Genomic DNA, 16,064 nt, shown 5'->3' on the forward strand with positions numbered 1-16,064 from the left:
CAATAGAAGACACAAACGGAAAAATGCGCAGCGACGTGATGAAGTCGGGGCCGGATCGTGCGCCGGCGCGCGCGATGATGTATGCGACCGGGCTCGACGAGGCGGCGATCCGCAAGCCGCTGGTTGCGGTCGTGCACAGTTGGTCGGATATCTCGCCGTGCAATCTGAATTTGCGCGATCTCGCCCAGCATGCGGCAGCAGGCGTGCGCGCGGCGGGTGGCACGCCGATCGAATTCAACACGATCGCGATCACCGACGGCATGGCGATGGGCACGCCGGGTATGCGCGCCTCGCTGGTCAGTCGCGAGGTGATCACCGATTCCATCGAACTGGCGGTCGACGGCCATTCGCTCGACGCGATGGTCGTGCTCTGCGGTTGCGACAAGACGATTCCCGCGGCAGCGATGGCTCTCGCGCGTCTCAACATTCCAGGCATCGCGTTGTATGGCGGCAGCATCGACCACGGCAAGCTCGACGGCAAATCGATCACAATCCAGCAGGTGTTCGAGGCGGTCGGCGCGCATGGCGCGGGCAAGATCGACGATGCGCGATTGTCGCAAGTCGAGCACAAGGCATGTCCCGGTGCGGGCGCCTGCGGCGGCCAGTTCACCGCCAACACGATGTCGATGATGTTGATGGCGCTGGGTCTGTCGCCACTCGGTTTCAACGATATCGCCGCGACCGACCCGGCCAAACGCGACGCGGCCCGGCGCTGCGGCGAACTGGCGATGCAGAATCTGCGCAACAATCTGCGCCCGCGCGATGTGTTGAGCGCGACCGCATTCCGCAACGCCGCGCGTGTGGCCAATGCGACTGCGGGATCGACCAACGCGGTATTGCATCTGCTCGCCATCGCGAATGAAGCCGAAGTGCCGCTGACGCTGGAAGATTTCGAAGTCGCGTCCAAATCGACGCCGGTGATTGCCGACCTGATGCCCAGCGGCCGATACACCGCGATCGAGATGACCCAGGCTGGCGGTCTGGCCCAGGTCGCGCGCGAATTGCGTGCAGCGGGTCTGCTCGACGATGCGCCGACACTGAGTGGCAGGACGCTATTCGCCGAACTCGACGCGGCGGCGCCGGCGCCGGCCGATCAACAGGTCGTGGTACCGGTGAGTCGCGCGTTCAAGTCGCGCGGCGGTTACTCGATTCTGTACGGCAATATCGCGCCCGAAGGTTGCGTGCTCAAACTCTCGGCCAAGGGCAAGCTGCAATTCAGCGGCAGCGCGCGCGTGTTCGAGAGCGAGGAGGACACCTTTCGCGCGGTGCAGGAAGGCAGGATCAAGGCGGGCGATGTCGTTGTGATCCGCAACGAAGGCCCCGCCGGCGGCCCCGGCATGCGCGAGATGCTCGCGGTAACCGCGGCCCTGGTCGGACGTGGACTCGGCGATGATGTCGCGCTGATTACCGACGGCCGCTTCAGCGGTGCGACGCACGGCTTCATGGTCGGGCATATCGCGCCGGAAGCTGTAAAGGGCGGCGGAATCGGGCTGCTGCGCGACGGCGATCGCGTCGTGATCGATGCCGAACGGCGCGTGATCGAAACCGATGCTGATCTGGAAACGCGGCGCAAGACGTGGACGGCGCCGCCGCCCAAGGTCACGCGCGGCGTGCTCGCAAAATATGCGAAGACTGTGGGTTCCGCTGCGCGCGGCGCGGTGATGGAGATCTAAGGCGAATTTAGCCGCAAAGGACGCAAAAAAAATATTGTTTTACTTTGCGTTTTTTGCGTCCTTTGCGGCAAGAAATATTTTTTGATCTTAATTTTATTTTGAGGAGCAATGAAGATGAGTACTGAAATCAAGGCAACGACCCAGCCGCTCGAAGGCAAGCGCATCGCCATCCTCGGCTATGGCAGCCAGGGCCGCGCGCATGCGTTGAATCTGCGCGATTCGGGTCTCGATGTCGTTGTCGGCCTGCGTCCGGGCGGTCCGACCTGGGCCAAGGCCGAGGCCGACGGCCTGCGTGTGGTCGAACCCGCGGAAGCCGTCAAGGGTGCCGACCTGGTCGCCGTGCTGACACCGGATATGGTGCAGCCGAAACTGTATACCGGTGTGATCGCGCCGAATATCAAGCCGCACGCGGCGCTGTTGTTCGCGCATGGCTTCAACGTGCACTTCAAGACGATCGCGCCGCGTGTGGATATCGACGTCGTGCTGGTCGCGCCGAAAGGTCCGGGCGCGCTGGTGCGCAAGGAATACGAAATCGGTCGCGGCGTGCCGAGCCTGTTCGCGGTCCATCAGGACGCGAGTGGCCATGCACGCGACAAGGCGCTGGCCTATGCGGCCGGCATCGGCGGCGCGCGTGCAATGTTGATCGAAACCGATTTCAAGGAAGAAACCGAAACCGATCTGTTCGGCGAGCAGGCCGTACTCTGCGGCGGCGCGAGCGAACTCGTACGCTATGGCTTTGAGACCCTGGTCGAGGCGGGCTACAAACCCGAGATCGCGTATTACGAAGTGATGCACGAGCTCAAGCTTATCGTCGACCTGTTCTACGAAGGCGGCCTGACCAAGATGCTCACCTTCATTTCCGAGACAGCGCAGTACGGCGATTACACGCGCGGCCCGCGCGTCGTCGATGCGGCGACCAAGGACAAGATGCGCGGAGTGCTGAAGGAGATCCAGGACGGTACCTTCGCGCGTGAATGGACGGCCGAATACGCGGCGGGTCTGCCGAACTACAACGCATACAAGCAGAAGGACCTCGACCACCAGATCGAGAAGGTCGGCGCGGCGCTACGTGCGCGCATGCCGTGGCTTACTCCTACGGTTGCCGCACCCGCAGCACCCGTGTTGAAGAAGGTGGTTTGAGCTTTCCCTCTCCCGCCGGCGGGAGAGGTGACTGCATAAAGTGAACAGGAAAACACCGTGAACATACAACTCAAACCAACGCCAATGACCAGCGCACATCCGCTCGCCGGCAAGACCCTGAGTGGCGCGGATATCGTCATACAGGTGCTTGCCGACGAGGGCGTCGATGTCGTGTTCGGTTATTCCGGCGGCGCGATCCTGCCGGTGTACGATGCGGTGTTCCGCTTCAATCACGCGCATCTGCGTGCCGATGGCAGCGAACCGCTCCCCTTGATCGTGCCGGCGAACGAGCAGGGCGCGGGCTTTATGGCGCAGGGTTATGCGCGCGCATCGGGCAAGGTCGGCGTCGCGATCGTGACCTCGGGACCGGGCGCGACGAACACGGTCACGCCGGTACGCGATGCAATGGCCGATTCGATTCCGATCGTCGTGATCTGCGGTCAGGTGCCGACCGCAGCGATTGGCACGGACGGATTCCAGGAAGCGCCGATCAGCAGCATCATGGCGGCGTGCACCAAGCATGTGTTCCTGGTAACCGACGCGGGCAAGCTCGAAGCGACCTTGCGCAGCGCGTTCGAGATTGCGCGCAGCGGGCGCCCCGGCCCGGTCGTCGTGGATATTCCGAAGGATGTGCAGAACACCAATCTCGTGTTCGATGGCGCCAGCGTGTTGCCGGTGCCCGGCTACCGCGCGCGTCTGCGCGCCGTGGAGAAATCCACACTCGACGATGACGCGTGCAAGATCTTCTTCGATGCGCTGGCGAAATCCAAGCGGCCGCTGATCTACGCGGGCGGCGGCGTGATCGCCGCGGAAGCCGCGCGCAGCCTGCGCGATTTCGCCAATGCGTTCGGCATTCCGGTGACCACCACCCTGATGGGTATCGGCGCTTGCGATACCACCACGCCGCTGGCGCTGCACATGCTCGGCATGCATGGCACGGCGTTCGCGAACTACGCGACCGAGGACTGCGATTTCCTGATCGCGGTTGGCAGCCGCTTCGACGACCGCGTCGCTGGCGTGCCGAACAAATTTGCCGTCGGGGCGAAGTTCATCGCGCATCTCGATATCGATCCAGCCGAGATCGACAAGGTCAAGCGCGTCGACTGGCATCATCTGGGCGACCTCACGCGTACGCTCGACGCGCTGCGCGAATTCGGCAAGAAAAATGGCTCCAGACCAGCGAGCGACTACGCCGCATGGCATACGCATATCGCCGATCTGAAAAAGACGTACGCGATGAACTACGACCGCGCTGCCGCACAGATCCAGCCGCATGCGGTGATCGAGGAAATCAACAAGCACACGCGTGGGCGCGCGATCATCAGCACCGGCGTCGGCCAGCACCAGATGTGGGCGGCGCAGTATTTCGACTTCTGCGAGCCGCGCCTGTGGCTGACCTCAGGCTCGATGGGCACGATGGGCTTCGGCCTGCCCGCGGCGATCGGCGCGCAATTCGCGCGCCGCGATCTGACCGTGATCGATATCGACGGCGACGCCAGCATCCGCATGAATCTGGGTGAGCTCGAAACGGTGACCACCTACAACCTGCCGATCAAGGTCGTCGTGCTCAACAATTTCGGCGACGGCATGGTGCGCCAGTGGCAGAAGCTGTTTTTCAAGGGCCGCTTCTCCGGCAGCGACAAGAGCCTGCACAAGAAGGATTTCGTCAAGGCCGCGCAGGCTGACGGGTTTCCGTATGCCGTGCGCCTGGACAAACCCGAGGACCTGCCGCGCGTGATCGCCGAGTTCGTCGCGTTCGATGGCCCTGCGTTCCTCGAAGTCATCATCGATCCCGAAGCGGGTGTGTATCCGATGGTCGGACCCGGCATGAGCTACGCCGAGATGATCACCGGCGATCATATTCCGTCGCGGCAGAAACCGACGGGGCAGGAAGTTGGACCGGCGGAAATGTTCTGATGCGCAGAATCATATCCATCCTTTTGCAAAACGAAGCGGGTGCGCTGGCGCGCGTCGCCGGCATGTTTTCCGCGCGCGGCTACAATATCGACTCGCTCAGCGTCGCGGCCACGCACGATGCCTCGATCTCGCGCCTGACTCTGGTCACCTTCGGCAACGATGCGGTGATCGACCAGATCATCAAGCAGTCGCGCAAGCTGATCGAAGTGATCGAGATCGCCGACCTGACCGGCCGCGATCATTTCGAGATTGAACTGGTCCTGGTCAAGCTCGACGTCGCCACCGATGCACTCAATCCCTTCGTTGCCTGCCTGCGCCGGCAACCGCGCGCGCAGGTAATCGACATCAGCGCGGGCGTGCGCACGATCGAATTCACCGGCGATGGCGCGGAAGTCAACGCCTTCCTCGCCGATCTCGGGCAGGTCGGCCGCGTACTCGAACTGGCGCGCAGCGGTAGCGCGGCACTCGAGCGCGGCGCGGTAACCACGGCAGCCGCCATCGCCTGATCGCCGCCGCGCTGGCGGCGCGGGCGGTTTGCTGCGAAGATAAGGCTCTCCGCGATGCCGTAGGGGTACGGCGCAGTCGCGGAGACGGCTCTCAGGGGGCGGCAATGGTTTTCAATTCACTCACCTTCGTGGTGTTTTTCGCGTGCGTGCTTGCGCTGCACTCGATGCCGTTTTCCTGGACCACGAAAAAGATCAACCTGCTGATCGCGAGCTATATCTTCTATGCCGCGTGGAATCCGCCGTTCATCATCCTGCTCTGGGTGTCGACGGTGGTCGACTGGTACGCGGCGCAGGGCCTCGTCAAGGCGAAGCGCGAGGCCACGCGACACGCCTGGATGCTGCTCTCGGTCATCGCCAACCTCGGCATGCTGGTCTACTTCAAGTACGGTCAGTTCCTGCTCGACAACTTCACGGCGCTGATGTCTTCGTTTGGCGTCGTCTGGCAGCCCGCGAAGTTCGACATCGTGCTGCCAGTCGGCATCTCGTTCTATACGTTCGCGACAATGTCGTACACGCTGGACGTCTACCTGCGGCGCGCGCTGCCGGCAAAGAATCTGCTCGATTACGCACTGTTCGTGACTTTCTTCCCGCATCTGGTCGCCGGACCGATCATGCGCCCGACCGAGCTGGTGCCGCAGTTCGAGCAGCCACGCCGCGCGACCGGCGAGCAGTTGCGTTTCGGTCTCGCGCTGATGACGCTCGGCCTGTTCAACAAGATCGTGCTCGCCGACAGCTTCCTCTCCGACGTCGCCCAAGCGGTCTACGACAACAACAAGATTCCCGGCGCGCTCGACGCCTGGGTAGGCACTCTTGCTTTCAGCGGGCAGATCTTCTGCGACTTCGCCGGCTACTCGACGACCGCGATCGGCGCCGCGCTGTGCCTGGGCTTCGCGATGCCCGACAACTTCCGCTTCCCGTATGCGGCGGTCGGCTTCTCGGATTTCTGGCGACGCTGGCACATCACGTTGTCGTCGTGGCTGCGCGACTATCTCTACATTCCACTCGGTGGCAACCGGCATGGCGTCGCGCGCACCTACGTCGCCCTGACGGTGACGATGCTGCTCGGCGGACTCTGGCACGGCGCGAACTGGACCTTCGTCGTCTGGGGAGGGCTGCACGGGATGTATCTCGCGATCGAACGTTTCCTGCGCGGGCGTTTCGGCGGCTATCGCCCCGGCCCGCTCGCGTTCGTTTGCCTCGGCTTGCTGACCTATACGCTGGTCAACCTGACGTGGGTATTCTTCCGCGCGAAGACGTTCAGCAAGGCGTGGCTCGTCCTTGGCGGCATGTTCGGCCAGCATGCGGACGCGCGCCCGATCCTTTCGAGTTTTGCGCTGATCTCCGCAGCGGCGATCGTCACCGCGATCGTATCCACGCACTGGTTCATGCGCGGACGGACGCTCGAATCGGTCGTGGCGCGCACGCATCCGGCGGCGTTGTGCGCGGTGTGGGCGCTGATGGCGTTTGCGATCGTCATAGCTCAGGGAGAAGGCAGTGCATTCATCTACTTCCAGTTCTGACAGTTCGGGATCCGCGCTGCCGCAGATCAGCAGCTCCGGCGCCGATCGGCTGACTGCGGCCGATCGACCGGGCGTCGCGCAACCGGTGCCCGAGCGTGACGTGCCGGCGCGTCCATGGCGGCCGATCTTCCTCGTGGCGCTCGTGTTGTTCGCGCTGCTGATGGCGGGCTGGGAGATGTACTGGCGCGCATTTGGCGCGACGCCGGGCTACTACAACAGCAACGCCGAGTGGGCGCAGCAGCGCCGCCGCATCGACGCGGGTGAGGGCGGCAAGACCGTGCTCATCGGCTCGTCGCGCGTGCTGTTCGACGTCGAGCTTCCGATTTGGGCGAAGGCGGCGGGCGAGCGCCCGATCCAGCTCGCGATCGAAGGCACATCCGCCGTGATCTTGCTCGAGGACCTCGCCGCCGATCCGAATTTCAGCGGACACTTGCTCGTCGGGGTCGCCTCGGATCTGTTTTTCAGCGGTTTCTCGTATCGCGGCGACGTGGTGCCGTACTTCCGCAAGGAAACACCGTCGCAACGCGTCGGCAACACGCTGTCGCGCGCGCTCGTCGAACCATATTTTGCGTTCTACGATTTCGATTTTGCGCTGGCCGCGGTGGTCAAGCGGCAGGCGTGGCCACGCCGTCCCGGCATTCCGGGAATCGACCCGGTAAGAAAGCTGATGGAGCAGGACGCCGATCGCAACACGCATATCTGGAGCAAGCTCGAAACCGACCCGGCGTATCGCGAGCTCGCGCGCAGCATCTGGGCCCAGCGCTTCGACGCGCCGCCGCCGCCCAGCATCGATACACCGGAAAAGTTGCAGAAGGTCATCGACACGCAGATCCAGCGCGCGGTCGATGCGGTCGCGAAACTGCGCGCGCGTGGCGTACAGGTGCTGTTCGTACGCCCGCCGACGGGCGGACGCTATCTCGAATTCGACAACAAGGTGTTCCCGCGCGCGAAGACCTGGGACGTGCTGCTCGCGCGTACCGGCGCACCGGGTATCCACTTCGAGGACTATCCGGAGCTGCAGGGATTTGACCTGCCCGAATGGTCGCATCTTGCCCACGCCGACGCAGACCGCTTCACCGAAGCGCTGTACCGGATCATCGAACGCGACTACCCGCAGTTTCAAGCGCGGCATTAATCCGCTTGCGGAGTTCCTGTCGCCGCGTCAAGCGGCGGCACGCCCCATGTTGTGATACTTGTATACTACATGCCTGATTCCGCGGGAACCTCGCATGAGTCGCGTCTATCGTTTTCGCGTCGTGAATGTGTTCGCCGAGTCGCGTCTGGCCGGCAATCCGCTGGCGGTGATCGAGAACGCCGATGGCCTGAGCGATGCGGAAATGCAGCAGATCGCGCTGCAATTCAACCTTTCCGAAACGACGTTTATTTGTGCGATCGTCCATGATCGCGAGGATCACGACGCGGCCATCCGTGGCCGCACTTCTCACAAAAGCGTCCCTGATCGCGAGGATCACGAAGCGGCCGTCCATGGCCGCACTCTTCATACAAGCGTGCCTGGTAGCGCTATCGCCGATGCACAGGTGCGCATCTTCACACCGGGCTTCGAAATGCCCTTCGCGGGACATCCCACGCTCGGCACCGCGCATGTGCTGCGTGCACTCGGGCGTGCGGGCGATGCGCTGAGATTACAGATGAAGGCCGGTGTCATTCCGGTCACTGCACAGGGCGATGTGTGGACATTGACTGCCAAGCCGCCGGCCTATCGCGACTACGAATTTACCCGTGCCGAAATCGCAGCTGCACTGAGTTTGAACGAGAGCGATATCGCCGCTGCACCGATGTGGATCGATGCGGGCGTCGAGCAGTTGATCGTTCCGCTAGCCAGCGCCGATGCGGTCGCGCGCGCGGCGCCGCGCACCGAATTGTGCGTCAAGTACTGCGGCAACTTCATGGAAGCGCAGGCCTATGTCTTCGCGCGGCGCGACAGGCAAAATATCGTGTCGCGCTATTTCTTCTATCAGAGCGGCGCGATGATCGAGGATCCGGGCACCGGCTCGGCGTGCGCGAATCTCGGCGCCTATCTGCTCGCGGCCAACGCGCAGTTACCGCTACAGCTGGATGTGCACCAGGGAGCTGCGGCCGGTCGACCGTGCCTGCTGCATCTGGATGTCGATGCGGAAAAACGCATCCGCGTCGGCGGCCGCGTCATCGAATTGATGCGCGGCGAATTGACGCTCGACTAGTGCCACATCCCGTTAGTAACTTGCCATTATCGGCTTACCTCTCCCGCTGGCGGGAGAGGTTGGCGCGCGTAGCGCGCCGGGTGAGGGTGGCGCAATATGGAGCGGCGCGCGCTTCGCCGGCACCACCCTCATCCGCCTTCGGCACCTTCTCAGCTGTGCACTCCCTCTGGTCGCCGCGAGCGGGAGAAGGTGACTGACTTTGCATGCAAAATGATTGAGGGAACGTCACATTGGATGCACAACAACGGGAGTCAGGGTTTGGTGTCCGCACCCGGCGCCGGGATCTTCAGCTTTGCGCATAGCGCGGCGAAGCGCGGATCGTTCTTGTAGGCGAGCAGGAAGGGCGTGACGAGCAGTTGCGTCAGGCCGGAATCGCGGTCGGCGTAGGCGCGGTCGAGCCACTCGAACGCGTGATCCGGATCCTTGCGCAGCGCGTAGACGTTGGCGATCTGGAACGGACCGGCGTCCGCATCGTGTTCGATGAGGCGTTGCAGCGCCGCGTCCGCCGCCGTCTGATCGCCGCTCGCCTGCTGCGCCAAGGCCAGCGCATAGTTGCGCCAGAAGCCTTCGGGTTCGCGCTGCGCGTCCCGCAGCGCCGCGTCCGCATTGCCGCGCAGCAGATCGATCGTGGCCAAGTAGACATATTGCCGGGATGCCGTCGGTTGCAGTTCGAGCGACTTGCGCAGCGTGGCTTCGGCTTCGTCGTAGTGGCCGAGCGCGGTCAGCACGCGAGCACGATTCAGGTATCCGTTAATACGCAGCGGTTCGAGTGCGATCACCTGACGGGACAAATCGGCGGCTGCCTCACGCTGGCCCTGGAACGCCAACGCGTAGCCCAGTGCGTTCTTCGGACTGGCCGCCGAGGGAGCCAGCGCCATCGCCTGGCGGAATTCAACTTCCGCCGCGGACACATCCAGATCGGCCGTGAGCAACAACCAGCCAAGCGCTTCATGGGCCTGACTCAGATCGGGCGCGAGCGCCAACGCGGTCTGCGCGGCACTGCGTGCCTTGGCGAAGGCTGCGGCAGCACCGGCCTTGTCGAGCCAGCTCGACGCGAGTTGGCGCCAAGCGAAGGACAGCCCGGCGTAAGCCAGCGCGTAACGCGGATCGAGGCGGATCGCCTCGTCGTAATAGGGGATCGCTTTTCGGCAGTCTTCTTCCGTCAGACGGTTCAAATAAAAATTGCCTTGCAGCAGCGCATTGTAGGCGTTGAGGTTGCCGCCCGGTGGTTTGTCGCTGGACTCGGCGACGTTGCCGAGCAGGGTCGATTTCAATGCGCCTGCCACTGCGGTGGCGATCTCGCTCTGCACGGCGAAGACATCCTTGAGTTCGCGGTCGTAGGTTTGCGACCACAATTGGCTGCCGTCGGCCGCATTGATCAGCGATGCAACAATGCGCACCTGATCGCCCAGCTTGCGTACGGTGCCTTCGAGCAGAGTGGCGACACCGAGCTTCACGCCGATGGCCGCGCTGTCGTCCTGCTGCCCGCCGCGGAATTGGAACGACGAATTGCGCCCGATCACCTTCAGGTCGTGCACCTGCCCGAGCGCGGAGATCAGCTCTTCCGACAGCCCATCGGAGAAGTAATCCTGTTGCGGATCGCCGCTCTCATTGACCAGCGGCAGCACCGCGATGGATTTGCCGAGCGCGGCATCGGCATTCTTGTGCAGCACGAATTTATCGGCGAGCAACACGACGACGGCGAGCGCCAGCACCGCGATTATCCAGCGATCCAGCGTCTTGCCGGTCGAGCGCGTGATCGAAGCGGACTGCGCGAGTTCGCTTTCGCGCTTGAGTCCCTCCGGCGTCAATTCGTAGAACCAGGAGAAAATCAGCGCGAATGGAAAGCCGACGATCACGGCCACCACAACCAGCCGCACCACCCAGTTGGCAATATCGAAAAACGGGAACACCTGCGTCGCGATCTGCACCAGCAGCCATCCAGCAGCGGCATAGAACGCGCCGACGCGCAGCACATTGCGGCGTTTGAGTTCGGCGAAGAAATTTGGGTTGAGCATCAGAGGCGTGTTTTGCCGGTAGCATCCGCCGGCACCGGCAATCCGACCTTCTTGCAGAACGCGGCGAAGCGCGGATCGTCCTTGTAGGCGAGCAGGAACGGGTCCCAGAGCAATTCCGTAACGCCCGGGTCGCGCACGGACCAGGCGTGGTCCAGCCAGGCGAACGCCTGGTCCGGATCCTTGCGCAACGCATACATCTCGGCAATCTGGAAGGCCGACAAGTCAGGCATCTGGGTGATAAAGGCCTTCAGCGCCGCATCGGCCGCGGCGTGGTCGCTGCCGATCTGCAGGACGAAAGCCGTCTCCACCGTGCGATAAAGTTCAGATGGCTCCTGCTGCGCATCGCGCATGGCGGTTGCTTGGTCACCGCGGCGGATGTCGACATAGATCAGCGACCTGCGGTTCGTCGCTACGTCTGGCCGAAGTTCGACCGCTCTGCGGATCGCCTGTTCGGCTGCATCGAGCCGGCCCAGTGCAAGCTCGATATCGCCGAGCGCTCGATGAGCGCGCCCGTTGAGCGGATCGAGTTGCACGGCCTGGTGAATTTGCCCAATGCCTTCCTCCAGACGTCCGCGCGCTGCCTGAGCCAAACCCAGGCTGGTTTTCGCATCTGAGGAATCCGGAGCCAACGCCACTGCTTTGCGAAACTCGGCTTCGGCACCAGCTGTATTGAGGTCACCACTTTGCAGCACAAAACCGAGTGCTCTATGCGCACCGGCAAGGTCCGGTGCGAGCGACAATGCGCGCTCGGCGTCCTCGTGCGCATGCGCGTAGGTATCCGCCGCGGCGGCGTTGGCGAGGTAACTCCCGGCAAAATCCGTCTGCGCATACGAGCGGTCCGCGTAAGCTTGTGCGTAGCGCGGGTCAAGTTTGATCGCGCGATCGTACTCGTCGATCGTGCGACGCAAGTCGTCTTCGCCGCCGCGGCGGGCCGCATAGAAATTGCCTTGCAGCCACGCGTTGTAGGCGTCGAGATTGCCGCTGGGTGGGCGCGTGTTCTGGATCGCCGCGCCACCGCTGCCGGTTTGCAACAGCTTGGCTTGTAGCGCACCGGCAACGGCCTTGGTGATGTCGTCCTGCAACGCAAACAAATCCTTGTAGGGGCGATCATAACGTTCGGACCACAGCGTAGTGCCGTCGGCAGCTTTGACCAAGGTCGCGTTGACGCGTATCACATCGCCCACGCGGCGAACGCTGCCCTCGAGCAGGCTGGCGACACCGAGCTTGGTGCCAATGTTGGCGCTGCTTTCCTTGCTGTCGCGGAATTGGAACGACGAGTTGCGATCGATCACTTTCAGACCGGCGAACTGCGACAGGGCGGTGATCAGGTCTTCCGACAATCCATCCGAAAAATACTGCTGGCTCGCATCGCCGCTCTCGTTGGCCAAGGGCAGCACGGCGATCGATTTGGCCGGAATCGCCGTGCGCCGCCATTGCTGCGTGGTTGCGACGATGCCTGCCAGTCCGACAATCAGTAGCGCCGCTACGGCAAACTTGGGTTCGCGCCGCACCCAGTGCTCAATGCGTTGCAATGGATTGAGCGGTCGCGCCGCGACCGGTCGGCCTTCGACGAACGCTTCCAGATCATTGGCCAACGCGCCGGCAGTTGCATAGCGGCGCGACACATCACGCACCATGCATTGGTCGATGATCGCTTCCAGATCGCGCGGCAGTGTCGGAACGTGATCGCGCACCGATCGGCGTGCGCCGTCGAGCACCAGGTCGAGCGTCCCCCGTGCGGTTTGCCCAAGGAAAGGTGGCTGGCCGGTCACCAGTTCATACAGAATCGCACCCAATCCCCACACATCGGTCGCGGCGGTAATCTTTTGCGCACCGCTCGTGGCCTGTTCGGGCGCCATGTAACTGGGGGTTCCCGAGATTTCGACATTGCTCAGCGCCAGCTCGCGTTCCAGACGGCGCGCCAGACCAAAGTCGGCGACATGCGGAACACCGTCTGCATCGACCAGTACATTGGCCGGCTTCAGATCTAGGTGCAGCACGCCCAGAGAGTGTGCGTAGTCGATTGCACGCGCAATCGGGATCAGAAGTGCTGCGGCCTGCAATGCCGGTAGCTTGCCCTCGCGACGCAGTGTGTCTGCCAGTGTCCGGCCGCGCACCAGATGCATGCTGAAGAAATGCAGGTCTTCGTCCGTGCCCACGTCGTGGATCGCCACGATGTTTGGGTGCTGCAGGCGGGCCGCGTTCTGCGCTTCCTGGTGGAAGCGTTCGATAAAGTCCTTTGACGCCCACGGGCCGGCGGACAGCACCTTCACCGCCACCTCGCGGTCCAGACTGAGCTGACGGGCGCGATAGACCACGCCCATGCCGCCTTCGCCGATCAGTTCGAGCAGTTCGTAGTCGCCGAGCCGGCGGCGCTGCAGCGGATCGTCCAGACCCAGGTTGAACGTGTCGCCCGAGACCAGCGCCGAATCGCCGCTCGCAACGGCGCTGGCCTGCCGGCCCGGATCGCCAAACGCCAGATCGGCCAAGCGCAGGGCATCGACTTGCACGAGCGTCGACGCCTCGCTGTCGACCTGGATCGACACAAGTCCTTCGGACACCAGAGTGCTCATTACGGGATTCCCGCCAGCCCTGAGAGCATTTCACGATATGCAGACCGGGATTACAAGCTGGCTGGTCGCCGTTTCCTTCAAACTTGGTTGTATCCTCGGCCGCTGCGGTGCACTGCGTGACTTGCTGTGCCACCGATTTTCGATGAAACCACCACCGGGAGAAACCATGTCGTCTTGTCCACAATGCGGTGCGAAATTGGCGCCGGGCGCGACCACGTGTCATGCCTGCGGCAGCAGTGTGCTCTTCACCCACGTCCCGCATCCGCATATCGCGCAGCGCAAACACCGCGGACCGGTCATGCGCGCGGACCTGCGTCCGCACGACAATGCGATACAGCGCTTCAACACGTTTGTCGCGCAGAAGGTCACCGGCGCGGTCGGCACCATGTGGTGCGCCTACCTGTTCGCCATTCTCGCGTTCATCAGTCTTCCCGAAGCCGTCCGCGGCGGCACCGGCACCCTTATCGGCTGGATCGCGCAGACCTTCCTGCAACTCGTGCTGCTGTCGATCATCATCGTCGGCCAGAAGGTCGACGGTGCGGCCTCGGACAAACGCGCGCTCGATACCTACAACGACGCCGAAGCCGTACTGCATGAAGCGATGCAGATACAGGAGCATCTGGCTGCGCAGGACAAGGTGCTGACGGAGCTGATCGGCGAGTTGCGGCGCATGCGGCCGGCTTGAGCCGGTTGCTGGCGGACATAGGCAAAAAACCCGCTTTGCGCGGGCTTTCGGATCTGTTATTTGGTGTCGGAAGAGGACGCGAAGTGTGGGCTGAACCTATATTTCAAGCGCACCCTTCCTTTGCCCCTTCAAAAATCGCCACAGAATCGCCCACTGCCTCATGCAGCCTGTCGACTCTCAATGCGACGTACCTGCTTGGCAAGGCGCGCGCGACCTTGTTCCGCCTGCCACAAGTCGAACGCGGCCTGATGTCCAAGCCACGACTGCGCACTCGCGCCGAATGCCAGTTCGAGCCGCATCGCCATCTCCGGCGTGACGGCGCCATTGCCGTTGACGATCTTGGAAACCGTCTTGCGCGATACGCCAAGCGCCTCGGCGACCGCAGTGACGGTCAAGCCCAGCGGCTCCATCCACAAACCAGCGAGCACTTCACCGGGGTGCGGCGGATTGTGCTGCCGGGTGCCCGGTGTTCTAGTGATAGTCTTCATAGTTCACAACCTCGGTGTTGCCGTTCTCGAATCGAAAAGTAATCCGCCAATTCGCCTGCACTGTGGCAGACCACGTTCCTTTACGGTCGCCCTTGAGCGCGTGCAGAGCCAAGCCCGGCGTGTTCATGTCTTCGACCATCTTGGCTTGATCCAGTTGGGCGAGAATCAGGCGCAACTTCTTTGCGTGCTTGGCTTGAATGCCGCTCGTGCTGCCAGTACGAAAGAACCGCTCAAGTCCTTTATGACGAAAGGTCAGGATCATGCGCAGAGTGTAACTCTATCGGTTACAGATTGCCAGCAAGAGAACCACGGCAACGGGTGAAGGGATCCAACTTTCGGCTGGCCTGCCTAGCCGTAGCGGCTCGGGTTACGGACTCAGCAGAGCAATCTTTGTCCTACACGCATGGCCCTGCGCCGGCCTTTTTACGTTATAGGATGTTGGGGTGGTGCCGGGAGAGGACTCGAACCTCCACGGTTTTACCCTGGCACGCTGGAGGACCCTTATGCCAGTTCGACCACCAGGCGTTTGCCGAGGGCCGCGGCTGCGCGCTCGAGTTGCTTCAGGGTGGGATTGCTGCCCGGCTGTTCGAGGCGCTGCGCCGCGGGCCAGGAGGTGTGCAGCGCTCGCGCCATGTCGGCAAGCGTCTTGCCCTGCGCCTCGCGTGTCTGCCGCATCAACACTGCCGCCTGCACCGCCGCCGACGGCTCGATCCATGTTCCGTTCTTGACCTTGCGCGCGGCGGGAACAGGATCGCCGTCCTCGATCCTCTGCTCAAGACACAACGTCAACACTTCCGCCGCATTGAACAAAGCGGCGTCGCGGTCGTCGCCCTCGGTGATCGCCTCGGGGACATCCGGAAACGTGACGGTGAAACCGCCTTCGCGTTGCGCCTCGAGAACCGCCATGAATCGAACGATGTTCATTTCAGTTTCACTCCGGTCTGCTTTTCTATGCTTTTGAGCGTGCCGACTTTCAAGTCGACAGTGCCATGCACGGGAACCGTGGTTTTGCGCGCGCCATTGCCGAGAATATGGTGGCTGCCGCTGACGCGCAGCACCTTGAAGCCATGCGATTCGAGCGCCTTGATGACCTGCCGCCCGTTCATACCACTTATTATATATCCTGTACGATATATTCTCAAGTAGCGATGATGTGCATGCACCGCAGAAGCACGGTCGAAGATCGGAGGTTGATGGTGCCCGGGAGAGGACTCGAACCTCCACGACTTGCATCGCTAACACCTGAAGCTAGTGCGTCTACCAATTCCGCCACCCGGGCAAGGTGCGCGCTGCGCTATGCGCAAGGTCGCGCACGATAGCGCCGGACCGCGAAACTGTCAATG

General features: G+C 62.8%; 14 protein-coding genes and 1 tRNA gene. 8 read left to right on the forward strand and 7 right to left on the reverse strand.

The features are described 5' to 3' along the window. Nucleotides 1–23 precede the first annotated feature (23 nt). The 7 genes from ilvD (at nucleotide 24) to VIE67_RS00220 (ending at nucleotide 8,957) form a co-directional block, all read left to right on the forward strand. Nucleotides 24–1,673 carry a dihydroxy-acid dehydratase gene (gene ilvD / locus VIE67_RS00190; RefSeq protein WP_332022203.1) on the forward strand — a complete coding sequence of 550 codons (1,650 nt, stop codon included), beginning with the start codon at nucleotides 24–26 and terminating at the stop codon, nucleotides 1,671–1,673. 114 nt (nucleotides 1,674–1,787) lie between these two features. Continuing rightward, the gene (gene ilvC / locus VIE67_RS00195; protein ID WP_332022204.1) at nucleotides 1,788–2,813 is read left to right on the forward strand and encodes a ketol-acid reductoisomerase; all 1,026 of its coding nucleotides are present in this window, start codon (nucleotides 1,788–1,790) and stop codon (nucleotides 2,811–2,813) included. A gap of 84 nt (nucleotides 2,814–2,897) precedes the next feature. Beyond that, nucleotides 2,898–4,730 carry a biosynthetic-type acetolactate synthase large subunit gene (gene ilvB / locus VIE67_RS00200; protein WP_332022274.1) on the forward strand — a complete coding sequence of 611 codons (1,833 nt, stop codon included), beginning with the start codon at nucleotides 2,898–2,900 and terminating at the stop codon, nucleotides 4,728–4,730. Continuing rightward, the gene (gene ilvN / locus VIE67_RS00205; protein WP_332022205.1) at nucleotides 4,730–5,236 is read left to right on the forward strand and encodes an acetolactate synthase small subunit; all 507 of its coding nucleotides are present in this window, start codon (nucleotides 4,730–4,732) and stop codon (nucleotides 5,234–5,236) included. Before ilvB ends, ilvN begins: the two co-directional genes overlap by 1 nt. Before the next feature lie 104 nt (nucleotides 5,237–5,340). Next, nucleotides 5,341–6,756, forward strand: a complete 1,416-nt coding sequence (locus VIE67_RS00210; protein WP_332022206.1) for an MBOAT family O-acyltransferase — start codon at nucleotides 5,341–5,343, stop codon at nucleotides 6,754–6,756. Then, nucleotides 6,731–7,891 (forward strand): hypothetical protein, encoded by a 1,161-nt coding sequence (locus VIE67_RS00215; RefSeq protein WP_332022207.1) that lies wholly within the window; start codon nucleotides 6,731–6,733, stop codon nucleotides 7,889–7,891. Before VIE67_RS00210 ends, VIE67_RS00215 begins: the two co-directional genes overlap by 26 nt. A 94-nt stretch (nucleotides 7,892–7,985) precedes the next feature. Further along, nucleotides 7,986–8,957, forward strand: coding sequence for a PhzF family protein (locus VIE67_RS00220; protein ID WP_332022208.1), 972 nt, complete (start codon nucleotides 7,986–7,988; stop codon nucleotides 8,955–8,957). A gap of 251 nt (nucleotides 8,958–9,208) precedes the next feature. On the opposite strand, the gene VIE67_RS00225 is transcribed toward VIE67_RS00220, so the two are convergent. Together VIE67_RS00225 and VIE67_RS00230 are read right to left on the reverse strand one after the other, a co-directional pair. Beyond that, nucleotides 9,209–10,975, reverse strand: coding sequence for a hypothetical protein (locus tag VIE67_RS00225; protein WP_332022209.1), 1,767 nt, complete (start codon nucleotides 10,973–10,975; stop codon nucleotides 9,209–9,211). Further along, nucleotides 10,975–13,548, reverse strand: coding sequence for a protein kinase domain-containing protein (locus VIE67_RS00230; RefSeq protein ID WP_332022210.1), 2,574 nt, complete (start codon nucleotides 13,546–13,548; stop codon nucleotides 10,975–10,977). The genes VIE67_RS00225 and VIE67_RS00230 overlap by 1 nt, the downstream gene beginning before the upstream one ends. Before the next feature lie 142 nt (nucleotides 13,549–13,690). Between VIE67_RS00230 and VIE67_RS00235 the strand changes: the two genes are divergently transcribed. Further along, nucleotides 13,691–14,233, forward strand: coding sequence for a zinc ribbon domain-containing protein (locus tag VIE67_RS00235; RefSeq protein WP_332022211.1), 543 nt, complete (start codon nucleotides 13,691–13,693; stop codon nucleotides 14,231–14,233). Nucleotides 14,234–14,391: 158 nt separating this feature from the next. Here the strand turns inward: VIE67_RS00235 and VIE67_RS00240 are convergent, their stop codons facing one another. From VIE67_RS00240 to VIE67_RS00260, 5 genes are all read right to left on the reverse strand, one after another. Continuing rightward, nucleotides 14,392–14,721 (reverse strand): HigA family addiction module antitoxin, encoded by a 330-nt coding sequence (locus tag VIE67_RS00240; protein ID WP_332022212.1) that lies wholly within the window; start codon nucleotides 14,719–14,721, stop codon nucleotides 14,392–14,394. Then, nucleotides 14,705–14,983 (reverse strand): type II toxin-antitoxin system RelE/ParE family toxin, encoded by a 279-nt coding sequence (locus VIE67_RS00245; RefSeq protein ID WP_332022213.1) that lies wholly within the window; start codon nucleotides 14,981–14,983, stop codon nucleotides 14,705–14,707. The genes VIE67_RS00240 and VIE67_RS00245 overlap by 17 nt, the downstream gene beginning before the upstream one ends. A 239-nt stretch (nucleotides 14,984–15,222) precedes the next feature. Next, complete coding sequence (gene relB, locus VIE67_RS00250; protein WP_332022214.1) at nucleotides 15,223–15,645, reverse strand: type II toxin-antitoxin system RelB family anti-toxin; 423 nt, start codon at nucleotides 15,643–15,645, stop codon at nucleotides 15,223–15,225. After that, nucleotides 15,642–15,827, reverse strand: coding sequence for a type II toxin-antitoxin system HicA family toxin (locus VIE67_RS00255; RefSeq protein ID WP_332022215.1), 186 nt, complete (start codon nucleotides 15,825–15,827; stop codon nucleotides 15,642–15,644). The genes relB and VIE67_RS00255 overlap by 4 nt, the downstream gene beginning before the upstream one ends. An 88-nt stretch (nucleotides 15,828–15,915) precedes the next feature. After that, nucleotides 15,916–16,000 (reverse strand) — tRNA-Leu (locus tag VIE67_RS00260). Nucleotides 16,001–16,064: the final 64 nt, after the last annotated feature.

The organism is Rudaea sp. (assembly GCF_036560865.1).
Classification (GTDB): domain Bacteria; phylum Pseudomonadota; class Gammaproteobacteria; order Xanthomonadales; family Rhodanobacteraceae; genus Rudaea.

Bases quoted from the DNA above. Each gene is read 5' to 3' on its own strand.
- ilvD (WP_332022203.1), top strand. From the start codon at position 24: ATGCGCAGCGACGTGATGAAGTCGGGGCCGGATCGTGCGCCGGCGCGC.
- ilvC (WP_332022204.1), top strand. From the start codon at position 1,788: ATGAGTACTGAAATCAAGGCAACGACCCAGCCGCTCGAAGGCAAGCGC.
- ilvB (WP_332022274.1), top strand. From the start codon at position 2,898: ATGACCAGCGCACATCCGCTCGCCGGCAAGACCCTGAGTGGCGCGGAT.
- ilvN (WP_332022205.1), top strand. From the start codon at position 4,730: ATGCGCAGAATCATATCCATCCTTTTGCAAAACGAAGCGGGTGCGCTG.
- VIE67_RS00210 (WP_332022206.1), top strand. From the start codon at position 5,341: ATGGTTTTCAATTCACTCACCTTCGTGGTGTTTTTCGCGTGCGTGCTT.
- VIE67_RS00220 (WP_332022208.1), top strand. From the start codon at position 7,986: ATGAGTCGCGTCTATCGTTTTCGCGTCGTGAATGTGTTCGCCGAGTCG.
- VIE67_RS00225 (WP_332022209.1), bottom strand. From the start codon at position 10,975: ATGCTCAACCCAAATTTCTTCGCCGAACTCAAACGCCGCAATGTGCTG.
- VIE67_RS00230 (WP_332022210.1), bottom strand. From the start codon at position 13,548: ATGAGCACTCTGGTGTCCGAAGGACTTGTGTCGATCCAGGTCGACAGC.
- VIE67_RS00235 (WP_332022211.1), top strand. From the start codon at position 13,691: ATGAAACCACCACCGGGAGAAACCATGTCGTCTTGTCCACAATGCGGT.
- VIE67_RS00240 (WP_332022212.1), bottom strand. From the start codon at position 14,721: ATGAAGACTATCACTAGAACACCGGGCACCCGGCAGCACAATCCGCCG.
- VIE67_RS00245 (WP_332022213.1), bottom strand. From the start codon at position 14,983: ATGATCCTGACCTTTCGTCATAAAGGACTTGAGCGGTTCTTTCGTACT.
- relB (WP_332022214.1), bottom strand. From the start codon at position 15,645: ATGAACATCGTTCGATTCATGGCGGTTCTCGAGGCGCAACGCGAAGGC.
- VIE67_RS00255 (WP_332022215.1), bottom strand. From the start codon at position 15,827: ATGAACGGGCGGCAGGTCATCAAGGCGCTCGAATCGCATGGCTTCAAG.